This is a genomic window from Anaeroglomus insulsum, from assembly GCF_050689095.1.
Lineage (GTDB): Bacteria > Planctomycetota > Phycisphaerae > Sedimentisphaerales > Anaerohalosphaeraceae > Anaeroglomus > Anaeroglomus insulsum.
This window is the reverse complement of sequence record NZ_JBOGCL010000004.1, coordinates 270,709-285,152: the sequence shown is the minus strand read 5'-3', so window position 1 is coordinate 285,152 and position 14,444 is coordinate 270,709. Positions and strand designations below refer to the sequence as shown.

The window sequence follows — 14,444 nt, the reverse complement described above, 5'->3', positions numbered from 1 at the left end:
AATCAAAGTCAAATTCTTCAGCAGCACATCATATTATTGTTCACAATCGTCCCTCGCGCGTCCATCAGACCGCTAAGAACAGAACTGAAGATATTGGCTTGCCGTGCCGCCTGAATGTTTTCGAGAATGATATCATCCAGAAGCTCCATTTGCTGTGACTTAAAGCCGATTTGCCCGCAGATATTCTTGAGTTTGGATAAAACAACGGCATTCCCCTCAATGGCATCAATATAGTAAACAAGACTTTCGCTTAAATTGAACATCTGCAGCAAATGCCGGTTTTCCATCGATACCGTAATCTTCTTTTCCAATTCGGAACTGATTTGACGAATCGCTCTGAGATGACTGACAAAATGACGAACCGTGTACAGGAGAAACCCCAGCATCACATCTCGAATATCTGCGGTATTCCGATATTCCCGTTCGGTGAAGCTCAACTCCCCGCCGGTATGAATAAATATCAAGCGGTCCGAATGAATAATGATGCCGGTCACCTTGATGCCCAATTCGATGGACTGAAGAACCATGGCCCTGTCCGGCACCTTCCAGATAGCCAGCAGACGTCCCCCCGTGGTATCAAGCCGCGGAACTTCATCAACATCCAGCGTTGAAGCCATATCATATTCATCGATTTGAAACTGCTCTCTGAGCACGGCCCGTTCCTGCTCATCCGGCGCAAGAGCAACCAGAATCTGCCCCTGACCCTGCGGCGATGCAATAACCCGATTATTGATTATTTCGTACTGCTTGATCATCGTTTTGTCTCCTGAGAGCTGCATCTCTTGACTCATCTTGGCTGAAATTTTCCAGTTCCTCGCGGCTCAGTACGGCAGCTTCAACCACGTACAGCTTTTGAACAGGGCATAATTATACGCGCAGGGTATAAATAATCAAGAAAGCTCCCCCCCCCGTTCAGACCATTGAAACCGCTAACTCCGACACATGTTCCGACCAGGGCCAATCCATATCGGCAGGAAAGCAAGCTGGCTGAGGACCGAAAAACTGATCAGCGCCGGCAGCGAGATGTCATAGAGTACCCCCATCAGCAGACTGCCCAAAAACCACGCCAACCCGTATCCCGCATTAAAAATCCCAAACCCCGTCCCCCGCCGTTTGCAGGGAAGTCAAATCGCTTTGACTTCGTTTCCGTTTCATGGACCTTAGACGGTGTTCTGGGCTTTATGCCGATAGGCAAATACCGTCACGTTCTCAAGCGTAACCATGCCCTCCTGAATCATCGCGTCGAGTTCGGGCAATATGGTCTGAATCCTTTCCGGCTTATCCACAATCTCAATCACGATCGGCAAATCTTCCGATAGACGCAGAATCTTGGCCGTATGCATCCGACTGTCAGCGCCAAAGCCCATAATACCCCGCACAACGGTCGCTCCGGCCAGTCCCTTTTGCCGGGCCAGGCGAACGATCGCCTCATACAGCGGCTTGCCTTCATATTTATCCGCCTCGCCGATAAAGATCCGAAGCAATTGTGATTCCGATGGCAGTTGCATCTGTGCCTCCCTGGATTATAATGATCCAACTTAAAATGTTCCATTTCGTCGCGGCTAAGTACGTCCGCTTCAACCACGTGCTTCCTGAGCTGGCGGAATAATCAGTCCCGCTGGGTATATCAAATCCACTTTCCAAGTGCCAAACCCGCAATCATCGCAACAATCCCCAGCGTATTGTGCAGCAGAATATTGCCCGCCGCTTGAACCCACTCGGCGTCCTCCAGCAGCCGGCTGGTTTCAAAAGCAAACGTCGAAAAGGTCGTAAACGCACCGAAAAATCCCAGAAATACGATAATTCGCATCTGACCCGACAGCGTCAGCCGCTCTTCCAGAATCGCCCATACCAGCCCGAAACACAGACAGCCGACAACATTCACCACCGCCGTCCCCAGCGGAAACGCCGTCGAAACATGCTTCTGCACCAGCCCCGAAAGCCAGTACCGGGCCAGCGTTCCGGCCGCCCCTGCAAGACTCAAATACAGCAATTTTAGCAGCACAATATACTCCTGCACTTATGTATATGTTTTTTTGATTCCAGCATGATCAGATGGGGGATATCGTTTGTAAAAAATACTCCCACAGTCTGTTCTGCTGTAGGAGTTATCAGCCCTGGCAGGCGGTTATACGGGGAACTCCATCCCCATTCCAAATCGATTGATTCAGACATCATCCCAATTGTACACAAAATCCACACCGTGTAAAAGCTTTTTTTGAGTTTGTCGCGAATAGTCCCGCCCGGCATAAAACCCCGGGCTGGTCATGTCCGTTTATTCGCCTGGCGGAACTGCCGCGGCGTCATCCCCGTCACCTGCTTGAACGTCCGCGTAAAATAGCTCTGATTATTATACCCCACCTCAAAACACACCTGCGTACAGTTCATCTCCGTCTTAAGCATCAGCCGCTTGGCCGCATTGATCCGGACATTCGTCAGATAATCAATCAGCGTAATGCCCATCTGCTCCCGAAACAAATGTGCCAGCCGCGACACACTCAGATGCGCCTCACGCGCAATATCCGCCAGCGTGATCGGCCGGTTATAATTCGCCTCCATATACTCCATCGCAGGACGCAGCTGACTCATCTTCCGCGCATCCTGACACGAATACACACTCTCGATAAAATCATCCAGCGCCCGACTGATCCAGGCACACAAATCATCCTGCGTATGAATCGACAGCACCTTGTTGATATAGTCCAGATTCTTATTCAGCAGCACATTGATATCCACCCCCCCCTGCGCCGCCGCACGACTGAGCACACTGAGCAGTTCCACCAGCCGCGCCTTGAGCACATTCATATCCCCGGGACTATGAAACAAAATCATCCCCAGCAGATTATTCAAAATCTCCCTCGCCCCCGTCCGATCGCCAATCTTGACCTTGGCAATCAGCTCCCGCTCCGACTCATACGGATACGGTTCATCCGCACCAAGCCGCTTGCTCTCCTGAATCACCTCGCTGATACGCGACTGCTGCTGGGTCTTCTGACGCCGCCACTGCACCACACACGGATCCAGTTCCGCCGTCTGATACAGCAGCACATAGAGAAATTCCGCCGCCTCATGAATCTTCCGCGCGGCAACCACCTGCAGCTCCTGGGCGGCTTTGTGCAAATCAAAAAAATCATAACGAAGCCCCCGAAGCCGTTTCTTCAGCTCCGCATCAAACAGCTCATCCGGACGCTCCCAAAGGCACTTGCCGAAAAACATCCCGCCCAGCGGCGTCTCCCCATCCATAATCGGCACACACACCAGCACAATCCCCGCATGACACAAGCTGATATACGGCTGACCCGTCTCTAAGGCGATATTCATACTCCGTAATCGGTCTTGCCGACACCGTGCCGCCCCGATCCGTGAATTCCGAATCAACCGGCAATAATACGGATGACACGGCTGCGAACACAGACCCACTACCTCCTTGCCGTCCAGCCCGGTACACTCCAGCGGCAATTGATAATTAGCGACAAAAGACGTCTGTATCACCTTGAATTGGTCCCTGCTAAGCTGGTCTTTTAAGTCCAGTTTGGTCGATATCGTCCCTTGCATAAACCCGCTAATCTCCAAAATTATCTAATCCCTCTGAATAGCAAAATATTATTATAGTAATTCACAAACAATTATACAAGCCCCAAATACCCGACTCAAAAGCCCCCATACCCGCAGCAGGAGACCTCAAGGCTTAGGTCCTGACCACCTTGGCCTTCTTCGTCCTGCCAACATTGACAAAAAAATACCGCAGGGCATCAATCGGATGGTCATACACCCCATCCTTCTCCGGCAGCTCGCTGGACGGATTGGCCGGATAATGATAACACCGCATCGCCTCAATCAGCCGTCCGCACTGGGGATCAATCACCAATCGGCTCTTGCCGTCGCCGGACTTGACCACCTGCCGAATCAGCTCAATCCCCTCCACAATCCGCGACGCATGATACGTGCACTGAATCCCCCGGCGTGCAAGCTCCATCACCGGACTGGTCCCCGTTACCAGATTCCGCTGGGCACCCGCCGGATCACAATACGTCCCCGCTATCGTATCCAGCCCCCCGGGCGTCCGACGCAGCACCACATCAAGATGCACCGACAGCTCTTCCCCGGCCTCCTGATACTCATCCAGGACTCGAACCACACCCGCTTCATCCTGCTGAATCCACAGGCACACATACGGACTGCGATGCCCAAAATCCATCGCCAGATACAGCGGCAGCCCCGGATCATACGTCACCGGACGGACATGCGTTTCCATGGCAAAGTCCGCAAACACCGCATGGTCCATCCGAGGCCGCAGACACAGCATCTCCGACTCAAACGCCGCCCGACTGCTCCGACGCATCTGGTCAATCACATCGTCAATCTTCAGATACCCCGACGCCTGCTGGGCCTTGCCCCCGCAATCCGACCACAACGGACACTGCGAACAGGTCCGCCCCTCGCACCGCTCGATCACCTCCCACACACACCAGCGAAACAGCCGAATCTTTGATTGATACGTCCCGTCAATCAGCCGCTGCATCACGCCGTACGGCTGATGCATCGTGCTGAAAATCTCCATCGCACCGCGAATCCCGTCCCGCGTCTTGGGCACAAATTGCGCCGCCCGAAACACATCCTCCTTGAACAGCTCCGCCTCATCGCACCGCAGCTTGTGAATATGAATCCCGCGCACATCCCGCGGCGAATGCGCCAGCACACCGACATCCGACCGGTTGCTGAACCGGCACCGCCCCACCCGCACCTTGCCCTCCAGCATCGGCCGATACGCATCCGTCAGCGCATAGTCACAAAAATACTCATACATCCGACTGCTCTGGTCCAGCGACCCCGCCAGAATTCGCGTCTTGCACCCCGGCTTAAAGATGCTGTCCAATAGCGTCGCCACCGCCGCCAGCCGCGTCTTGCCGCCCCCGCGTCCGGCCCACACGATGCAATCCGCCGAGTCCTCCGCACCCACCGCCTCCGGCAGTCCCGCAAAATCCGCACTGTAGGCATGCCACAGATAATCCATCGGCGCATTATGCCCCGAACAAACCGCCTTGTCCGGCACATCCAGCCCCAGATGCGTCTTGACATAGGTATGAAGTTCCGCCCGCGACTGCGGCGCGCAGACTATCTCCGCCGCCGTCTCCACCAATTGCTCCTGCACCTCCACCGCCGCTTTCTGCGCACGGCATCCCCCTGTTGGCACCTTCTTCTTCGCCATTGTCAAGCTCCTTTATGAAAAATGGATAAATATGAAATGAATAATATGAAATGCATCGTATGGGCACCCGCCGGCCGCTCTTCATAATACAGCAACCCCCAGCACAAGCGACGGGATTTGTATCAATATACGCCCATACTCATTCCAACAGTAAGGGCAGGCCCCCATGCCTGCCCTGATTATCCAACGTCGCCGAAACTGAACGCTTCGATCTATCCCCCATTCTTGTATTCTTGTATCCCTGTATTCTTATATTCTTATATTCACCATCGCCTTGCCGTACACCAGCGTCCCATCGGCCAGCTCACCCGACACCGTCACTTCCACCGGCCCATCCGCAACGGCATTCAAAAACGCCTGCTTGTCAAACCACCCGACAACAAACACATCTCCGCCGGATACCACCCGCCGTTCAAATACCGACTCCACATCCCCCGGACTCAGCCGCAGCCGGGTATCCAGCCCATTCACACCCGCCGGCAGCTTGAGCATCGCCGTCACATACCGCGACGTATCACTCCGCCGAATCGTCGTCGGCACCATCGTCAGCATCCCCGCCTGTTTGCGAATCACGCGAATGACCGTCTCATCCGGCGGCGACACCATAATCCCATCCGATATCGCCAGCCCTGCCGTATAAACCCCAACCGGCAGACGCACGATTGCCGCAGGCTGTCCGTCAATCAGCGTCAGACCCGCCACCTGCCAGATATACGCAACGATATCCTCCCCCGATGACCTGCTGCCGTCCAGAACCACCTCGGCCGTCCCATCCGCATCCGCATACACCGTCTGATCCGGCCCTGCATCGACTTTGGTCTCCACAACACCCGCCGACCGCATCACCTCCATCACCTCCGCATCCGTCAGCGTCCCCCGATAAATCCGCACCTCATCCAGCGTACCCGAATAATACATCGGCTGGGGTGCGAACGACCCAAGACAGACATCCTGCCCGGCTGCCGTATCCATCGCACACGCCTTCACCTCGCCGGTAGCCTCCCGCTCCCCGTCCACATACAACCGAACCTCCGACACATCCGGCGTCCCGTCATTGTCCAGCACCGCCGCCACATGATGCCACTGCCCGTCGTTAATCCGTGTCGTGCCATAGATATACCCGCCCTCCACTTCCGCACGCAGTGTCCCGTTTTCATTGACCCGCATAATCCACTTGCGGCCTGTCTCTTTGCTGCCCCAGCTGACAATTTGTCCGCCGGCTTGGGTCGTCTTAACCCACGCCATACACGTCCGCGACAGTTTTCCCGTAATCCCCTTATATCCCGGCACCGTCATACAGTCATTGATCCCATTAAACAGCAGCGCGTTGCCGATCTTGCCCACAATCCAGGGATTGCTTTCTCTGTCATTAACCTGCCCATCATGCCCGCCGGCACTGTCCGCCGCCGTCGGCCCCGATTGCTCATCCAGCTTCCAATAGGCCTCCAGTGTCGTCGGCACCGTCATACCCGTCTGAACCGTAATCGCCGCCGATGTCAGGGCGTAATCATAAACCCGCACCTCATCCACCAGACCCGAAAAATACTGCGGCAGCGGCATAAAACTTCCAATCGCCGCATCCTGCCCGACCGCCGTATCCATCGCACAGGCCTGGAGTCCGCCGATAGCCTGACGTACCCCGTCCACATACAGCCGAACCTCCGATACATCCGGCGTCCCGTCGCTGTCCAGAACCGCCGCGACATGGTGCCATTGCCCATCGTTCACAGGCATTGTCCCGTAAATATACCCGCCCTGCACTTCCGCACGCAGCGTCCCGTTTTCATTCACACGCATCACCCATTTCTTGCCCGTCTCATAACTGCCCCAGCTGACAATTTGTCCGCCGGCTTTGGTCGTCTTGATCCAGGCCGTACAGGAACGCGACGCTGTGCCGGAAATGCCCTTATACCCCGGCACCGTCACATAATCATCCACCCCATCCAGCACCAGCGCATAACCGCTGACGCCGTCAGCACGAATCGCCTCATCGCTGTGGAGCAGGTATCCTGTGTGACCGCCCAGGCTGTCGGCAATCTCTACTCCCGACACCTCATCCATCGTCCAGTACGCCGAAGGCTCATCGACCACCAACGGCTTAACCTGATTCACAATCACCGCATCGCTGACAGCATAGTTGTAAATCCGGACCTCGTCCACCAGCCCCGCAAAATACTGCGGCTGCGGCAAAAACACACCGATAGCAACGTCGTTGCCCAAATCCGTATCGATCGAATTCAGGCCGATAGCCCCAACCTCATCCAGCGCCCCGTCCACATACAGACGAATGTGCATCACCGTCGGCAACCCAACACTGTCCAGCACCGCCGCCACATGATGCCACTGCCCGTCGTTAATCGCTGTCGTGCCATACACATACCCGCCCTCAACCTCCGCACGCAGCGTCCCGTTTTCATTGACCCGCATAATCCACTTCCGGCTTGTTGCTTTATTGCCCCAGCTGACTATCTGCCCACCGGCCTGCGTCGTCTTGATCCAGGCCATGCACGACCGCGACCGCATCCCGGTCACCCCCTTGAACCCCGGAATCGTCACATAATCGTCCACCCCGTCCAGCACCAGCGCCCCTCCCGCTGCACCGCCAACCCATGCTCCGCTGCCGTCGTTACCCATCAGCTTGCCCGGATGTCGCCCCAGGCTGTCTGCCGCATCGGTTCCCATCGTCTCATCCAGCGCCCAATGCGCCAAAGGCTCATCGCGCATCGGGTCCGACGGCTGTATCGTCATATAGGTATCGATGGAACTGTGCAGCGCCGAAATCGCCGTATCATCCAGGGCAATATCATACACCCGGACATCATCCAGAAATCCGCCAAAATACTGCGGCAGCGGGATAAATCCGCCAATCCCCACGTCCTGACTCGCCGCCGTATCAATCGCACACGCCTGCACGCTGCCGACTGTATCCCGAACCCCATCCACATACAATCGGACTTCCGAAATATCCGGCGTCCCGTCGCTGTCCAGCACAACCGCCACATGATGCCACTGCCCGTCATTGAGCGGCATGGTGCCAACGATCCACCCGTTCTGAACCTCGGCACGCAGCACCACCGCCTTTTCCCATGAATATGTCCCGACTTCATCCAGTCGCACCACCCACTTCTTGCCCGTCTCAAGGGCGCCCCAGCCGATAATCTGACCGTCATTCATCCGGGTCGTCTTAATCCACGCCGTACACGTCCGCGACGTCTTGCCCGTAACCCCCTTATACCCCGGCACCGTCACATAATCATCCACCCCGTCCAGCACCAGCCCATTGCCGTTGCGCCCCGGCATCCGCACCTCATCTGAGGCATTCACCAGCATCCCGTCATGCCCGCCCACACAATCCCGCACCGCCAGCCCCGAAGGCTCATCCATCATCCAGTACGCCGCAGGCAGCGCCGGCACCGGCCAGATCAAACGCCGCAGTTCCTCTTCCTCCAGTGCCACATCATAAATCCGTACCTCATCCAGCAAGCCCGTGTAATAAGAACCAACTTGAGAGGAATTGCCCCCTACAACAAACCAGCCCCTGGTGTTAGTGCTGATTAATAAATCCGGATTGGTCACCATATCCGGCGATTCAATAATACCATCCACATACAGACGGATATGAGACACTTTGGGGGCCTCCGAAATCGGCAGCACCGCCGCCACATGATGCCACTTGCCGTCATTGACCACCGTACTGCCTCGGACTAAGCCGCCCTGCACATCAACTAAAATCTTTCCCGTCGCACCCACACGAAAAGACCACAGACCTCCGTTGGTCGATGTTGAACCCCACGAGACAATCGAGCCGCCGTCAGCGTCCGTCGTCTTAATCCATGCCGCACAGGTGCGGGAAATAATATGGCCAATACCCGGATACGAAGATTGAACAAAGCTGTAATTCTCTAAATTTAACGCGTTGCCCCACCGCCCCGCAACCCACGACTGTAACGGACTTCCTTCCAATACCCCGTCGTATGAATTAAATTGGGGTTGCGCCACACCGCTGTTTTTGACCTTCGTCCCGGTTATTTCATCCATCTTATAATAAAGGACCGGCTCAGCGTTTCGCTGCCCAAGAACAATCTGCTTGCCCCCCGTCGTCATCGCCAGCCCGTAGGCCCCAAACCGCACCATATCCCGCGGCGTCCCCAATGTCAGATTCGCGGCCGCTGTCGGGCTTGAATTATAGGTATTTTCAAATACCCCTATCTGATCCGTGCCGCCAAACAGTAGATATTCTCCCAGGCCCGTCGTTGAACCCGTATAGTATCCATTCAAACTCCGATCCAATTCCATCGGGGTAGTTTCCGCACGGCTTTGTGAATATGTCTTGCCGGAACTCAAATCATAAAAAAAACTCCGGCCTGTACTGGTCGGCACCCCCATCACCATCCCGCCGCTTTGCTTGAGGTCTTTCATCGTCACTTGGACCCACCCCGTCTCCAGCGTCTCTATCAGGCTCGCCCCCGACCCATCCACCGCAATCCGCCGCAGCCCGCCCGCCTGGTCATACAAACACAGCACCGACGGCTCCGGCGTCGTAGTAATCTGCGCCCCCACCGGAAACTGTGTCGTCGTCATCGGCACCATCGCCTCCGTGGGCCGCATTATATGATCATCATAAATCCGCACCTTCCACGTCCACGTCATCCCGCTGGACGCATCATAAACCGCATGCACCACCGCCACTGCACGCGGCTGCCCCGGCAGCGTTACAATATCATAGATAAGCCCGTTGGTCGTATCATCCCCCCGTCCCGGCAGTTCGATCTGTAAATCCACCTGCCGTGTCGTCAAATCAATCCGCGTAATCACATGCCGCGCATGCGTCACGATATACAAATACTGCCCATCATCCGATAGCGCCATGTTGTATTTTTCCGAAAAATCGACATTGACCTCCCCAAACCCGAAGGTGCTTTCCACCACCCCCAGATAGGGGTCAATCACCGCAACATACCGCGTCGGTGCCTGCTCCGGCCGCACTACCACCGCATACAGCCGCTCAGCCCGCGCATCATACACAATCCCGCGCGCATCGAGTCCCGTCATGATGGAGTATTTCGTCGAAGGAGAAATAATTTGACCCGCCCACACCCCCATACTGCACAACAGAAACCATACCCAGACCACCCACACCCCTTGACCCCGCGTTTTCATAATCCAACCCTTTCCTTATAAAAAATCATTCTCTGCCTGTCCCGGCAGACATAAAAAATAACAGCCATAATGACGGTGTACCCGGCCGGGGGACAGAAAACCTCCTAATCCCTGTATATAGGTCAATACAATTATATGAAATTCTCCCCCATCAAGTCAAACTATTTGTGCAAATCCCCCTCTCCCCCATCGTTTTTTCAACGTTGCCGAAGAATCCAGCTTCAGTCTTTTATTTCACCCCCCACGCCTATCCATAGCAAGGGCAGGCCCTGGGGCCTGCCCTTTTAAGCTTAACGTCTGTCCGCCAAAATGAATGTTTAGAGGAACCCTTAAAATTGGTTTCGTATGTGGTGCCTCGGAGGATAGTTTTCTTCTGGTATTCCGGTATCCTTGTATCCTTATATTCTTACTTGCCCACCTCAAAACTCACTGGCAATCCCTTCTCCGGCTCAACCAGCAGATTCGTCACCGTATAAGACAGCTTCACCGACGCATCATCCTTGCCGCGGGCCACTTTGACCAGCTTGGTTGTCCGTGCTCCCAGCGTCAGCTTTGCCGGCCCGACCTTGCCTGTCCGCTTCAATTCCAGATTCACAAACGCATTATTGACAATCTCAAAATAAAACGCATCGTCGGTGGTCAGATACGCCGGCCGCACCGTCACGGATTTCTCAAACAGCGGCAGCAGATACTCCTGCCTGCCCACCAGCATGTTCCCCACCCACACGATCGTCCGCCCCGCACGCACGGCCTCTTCGACCGCTTCCACCGTCCGTTCTTTGGCCAGCACCAGCGTCAGTGTTCGGTGCTTGTCCGGCGTGTACTGGGCATCATACGACGGCTGATGAATATCCGAATTGCCCAGCATCGTCATCCCCTTGTCCAGGCACCACCGATGCGCCAGCGGATAATAATCATCCCCATTGGCCACTTCCATCCCGTGCAGCCACTGCTTGTCAAACATCGTCGTCTGCACATCTTCCCACTTGCCCTTGTCTTCACCCTTCCAGGTATGATGATTCCAGAACACAAACCCTTCCTGTTCGTTGGCCACCCGCACTGAATCCAGCACATTCTTGTTGTCAATCGGGTCAATATCGGTGATAAAGATGGCGTTGTAATGCCCCGGCGGTGTATCTTTGGTAATCTCGCTGCCTTTGATCAGCAGGATATTCATCTCTTTGGCCTTACTCTCCGCAATCGCATAGGGCCGGGCATGATTGGTCGGGATATCCTCCTTGTGCGGCTGGTACTCGATATGGTCGGTCAGGGCAATCGCATCCAGCCCTTCACGCCAGGCCTCTTCCACACGCACCGTTGGCCAGACCAGCCCATCCGAAAACACCGTATGCACATGAAAATCACACACCAGCGTCTTGTAGTCATTCGTATCCGGAAAATACCGCAGCCCCGGACGCTCCGGCTCCGCCCACACACACGCCCCCAGCAACACCATCAACACAACACCTCGGACAATACCCTGCAACTTCATCTTTGGTTCTCCTGATTCTGTTTCCATTCCAGTTCTCATAACATCCCATCCATCAACTCACGCAGGAGCAGGCCCCCGGGCCTGCCCTTTTTAGCTTATCGTCTTAAAATGGGTTTCGTATTTGATACTTCGGATTAAGATTTATCTTCTTGTATTCCGGCATCCTTGCATTCTTATATTCTTGTATTGCAGCCCAGGCCTCCGTGCTTGGGAATCAATCCCTATCCGCCCCTGGCGGAATCCTTCATTTTGCATTTTGATTTTTGCTTTTTAATTTTTTTCAAGCAGTTTCTCCGTCTCCTGTTTCACCCAATCCGGCCGATCCGTCGTAATACTCGCCACCCCCAGCTCAATCAGCCGCCTGGCCTCCGTCGGCTTATTCACCGTCCAGGCCGCCAATTCCAGTCCCGCCGCCCGAATTTTGTCCGCCAGTTCAGCCGTTACACCCGCAAAATGCAAATCCAGCCCATCCAGCTTCTTTTCTTTGGCCGTCTGAATCACCGCCGGATCAATCGGAATATACGCCTGCGTAATCTTGTCTTTCTCTCCGCCTGCCAGCCAGTACGCCGGAATATCCGCCATCCGCTCCTTGCACGCACTGATCGTATTCAGATTAAATCCGATAAACACAATCTGCTTGCGATGAGCATTCCCTTCGAGCATTTTTGCCAGCGCCGGCACCAGCCGCTTGTCGCTTTTCAATTCCACATACAGCCGCCGTCCCTCCGGAATCGTCGCAATCACCTCCTCCAGAAATGGAATCTTCTGCCCGGCAAACTCCGCCCCCTTGAACTTGCCCGCATCCAGCGACCGCAGCTTCGCCGAGTCCGTCGCCTCGACCTTCATATCCACTCCCGTCGTCCGCCGCGTCGTCGCATCGTGAATCACCATCACCCGCCCGTCCGCCGACAGATACACATCCACCTCCACCGCATCCGCCCCCACCTTCCACGCCAGCTCAACCGCCGCCAGTGTATTCTCCGGCGCCGCATACGACGCCCCGCGATGTGCGACATACTCTACGTGTTTTGTCTTCATATCCGCTCCCGACGAAGCCCCCGCCGAACAGGAACTCCCCATAATCACCCCCACACACATCACCGCAGCAGCGGCCGCTTTGCTCATACGTCCCATCTGATCCTCACATGTTTTTGATGATTTATAACCTAAAGGATGGCTCTAAATATAGCGTTCCGGCGGTAAAGAGAAGATTTTGCTCACTGGCAAGGCAGGCAAAATGAGCTTTATCTGGCCAATAAAGCGGCTTTTGCCTGACGCCGCCAGAGACAAAAAGAGTCCTGGGTCCGCCAAAATGAAAGATTAGAGGAACCCTTAAAGCTCCAACCCATAATACAGAAAACAGTCGATCGCTTCAACACCAAAGGTACAACATAAAAAAATGCAGGGAAAGCCCCTTTTTCCTCACTCAATCCCCGCCAGGGGCGACACACTGTTATTCTTGAGTTCTTATGTTCTTGAGTTCTTGTGTTCTTGAGTTCTTGTGTTCTTGAGTTCTTGTGTTCTTGATACATCAGACGAATCGCACACCGGTCTGGTTACACCCTCCCCGCCAAATCCCTGCCCTTTGTCCAGAGCCGCTGAGGCTTTCCTGTCTGGAGCTGTTTATCCCCCAGGACAACCCTGGCATCAATCCACCATGTTCTGTTTGTTAATAGACCTTCTGAGCCGCTTCTTCCCGCGTGGCTACATAATTGCTCTGTGAACCATCTCCCACCCCGCCGGTGTACCAGCGAATCTGAACATCCCGACCCTCGGTCTGCTGGATCGGCGACACATGCCCATCCAGCCACAGCGTATTGGAATACCCCGTACCCTCCGGTGAATACGGCGGCACATTCTGCACCACATCACTGGTCCGACCGTGCCGGAAACATTCCAGCAGTGCATCAGGAAACTTATCCCGGTTGGCAACACGCCATTGCGTCAGGTTAAACGGATTCCCCGGCTTGATATGAAACATATCCCCGTTATTGTCCAGCTTCTGCTCAAAATGATCCTGCATCACAATCATCGTCCCCGGCGATTTTATCCGCCCCAGAATCCGGTTGGCCGCAAACCCGTTAAGCCCGAAATGCGCCCAGTAATAAATCTCAATCGGATCTGACGCATTCCACGTCTGCAGCTTATACCGCGAACTGGGACAATGAAACACATTCATATTCTCGGCATAGGGAAGATACGCTATCCCCCAATAGGCGTTGATATCATCCTTATCATACATCTGGCCGGGCTGGTCCTTGATATACCAGTACCCCCGATTGGGTCCCCAGTGCGACCGCCCCTTGTTTTCTTCCGCATACGCCAGAAACGCCACTCCAAATCCCTTCTGATGCGCTGCGCAGGTCATCTGCTGGGCATGCCGCTTGACCTTCCGCAGCGCCGGCATCACAATCGACAGCAATAATCCGATAATCGCAATCACCACCAGCAGTTCTATCAGTGTAAATCCGTATTTTTCCTGCTTGTTGCTCACATCTGATCCTTTCCTGTTACACTCCGACACAATCCTGACACTGCCCAGGTCTCCGTACCTGAGAGGTCCCACAACAACCCCTATCGCAC

At 54.8% G+C, this 14,444-nt stretch carries 9 protein-coding genes and 1 riboswitch; all 9 genes read right to left on the bottom strand.

Annotation, left to right across the window (positions count from 1 at the left end):
- Positions 1-17 precede the first annotated feature (17 nt).
- The 9 genes from ACQ9LF_RS05910 to ACQ9LF_RS05870 all read right to left on the bottom strand — a co-directional run bounded on the left by ACQ9LF_RS05910 (position 18) and on the right by ACQ9LF_RS05870 (position 14,355).
- Positions 18-755, bottom strand: a complete 738-nt coding sequence (locus ACQ9LF_RS05910) for a CorA family divalent cation transporter (protein ID WP_462488453.1) — start codon at positions 753-755, stop codon at positions 18-20.
- A gap of 405 nt (positions 756-1,160) precedes the next feature.
- Positions 1,161-1,508, bottom strand: a complete 348-nt coding sequence (locus tag ACQ9LF_RS05905; protein ID WP_462488452.1) for a DUF190 domain-containing protein — start codon at positions 1,506-1,508, stop codon at positions 1,161-1,163.
- Positions 1,509-1,627: 119 nt separating this feature from the next.
- Positions 1,628-2,005, bottom strand: a complete 378-nt coding sequence (gene crcB / locus ACQ9LF_RS05900; RefSeq protein WP_462488451.1) for a fluoride efflux transporter CrcB — start codon at positions 2,003-2,005, stop codon at positions 1,628-1,630.
- 90 nt (positions 2,006-2,095) lie between these two features.
- Positions 2,096-2,159, bottom strand: a riboswitch (Fluoride riboswitch).
- 106 nt (positions 2,160-2,265) lie between these two features.
- Positions 2,266-3,555 carry a helix-turn-helix domain-containing protein gene (locus tag ACQ9LF_RS05895; RefSeq protein WP_462488450.1) on the bottom strand — a complete coding sequence of 430 codons (1,290 nt, stop codon included), beginning with the start codon at positions 3,553-3,555 and terminating at the stop codon, positions 2,266-2,268.
- A 133-nt stretch (positions 3,556-3,688) separates the two neighbouring features.
- Positions 3,689-5,209, bottom strand: a complete 1,521-nt coding sequence (locus ACQ9LF_RS05890) for a phage terminase large subunit family protein (RefSeq protein ID WP_462488449.1) — start codon at positions 5,207-5,209, stop codon at positions 3,689-3,691.
- Between the two features lie 249 nt (positions 5,210-5,458).
- Positions 5,459-10,369: a LamG-like jellyroll fold domain-containing protein gene (locus ACQ9LF_RS05885; protein ID WP_462488448.1), complete on the bottom strand. Its 4,911-nt coding sequence runs from the start codon at positions 10,367-10,369 to the stop codon at positions 5,459-5,461.
- A 406-nt stretch (positions 10,370-10,775) separates the two neighbouring features.
- Positions 10,776-11,861, bottom strand: coding sequence for an Sb-PDE family phosphodiesterase (locus ACQ9LF_RS05880; RefSeq protein WP_462488447.1), 1,086 nt, complete (start codon positions 11,859-11,861; stop codon positions 10,776-10,778).
- Positions 11,862-12,131: 270 nt separating this feature from the next.
- Positions 12,132-12,986, bottom strand: a complete 855-nt coding sequence (locus ACQ9LF_RS05875) for a glycerophosphodiester phosphodiesterase (protein ID WP_462488446.1) — start codon at positions 12,984-12,986, stop codon at positions 12,132-12,134.
- Positions 12,987-13,530: 544 nt separating this feature from the next.
- Positions 13,531-14,355, bottom strand: a complete 825-nt coding sequence (locus ACQ9LF_RS05870) for a type II secretion system protein (protein ID WP_462488445.1) — start codon at positions 14,353-14,355, stop codon at positions 13,531-13,533.
- Positions 14,356-14,444 lie beyond the last annotated feature (89 nt).

Coding starts and splice junctions, on each gene's coding strand:
- ACQ9LF_RS05910 (WP_462488453.1), bottom strand. CDS start 755: ATGATCAAGCAGTACGAAATAATCAATAATCGGGTTATTGCATCGCCG.
- ACQ9LF_RS05905 (WP_462488452.1), bottom strand. CDS start 1,508: ATGCAACTGCCATCGGAATCACAATTGCTTCGGATCTTTATCGGCGAG.
- ACQ9LF_RS05895 (WP_462488450.1), bottom strand. CDS start 3,555: ATGCAAGGGACGATATCGACCAAACTGGACTTAAAAGACCAGCTTAGC.
- ACQ9LF_RS05890 (WP_462488449.1), bottom strand. CDS start 5,209: ATGGCGAAGAAGAAGGTGCCAACAGGGGGATGCCGTGCGCAGAAAGCG.
- ACQ9LF_RS05885 (WP_462488448.1), bottom strand. CDS start 10,369: ATGAAAACGCGGGGTCAAGGGGTGTGGGTGGTCTGGGTATGGTTTCTG.
- ACQ9LF_RS05880 (WP_462488447.1), bottom strand. CDS start 11,861: ATGAAGTTGCAGGGTATTGTCCGAGGTGTTGTGTTGATGGTGTTGCTG.
- ACQ9LF_RS05875 (WP_462488446.1), bottom strand. CDS start 12,986: ATGAGCAAAGCGGCCGCTGCTGCGGTGATGTGTGTGGGGGTGATTATG.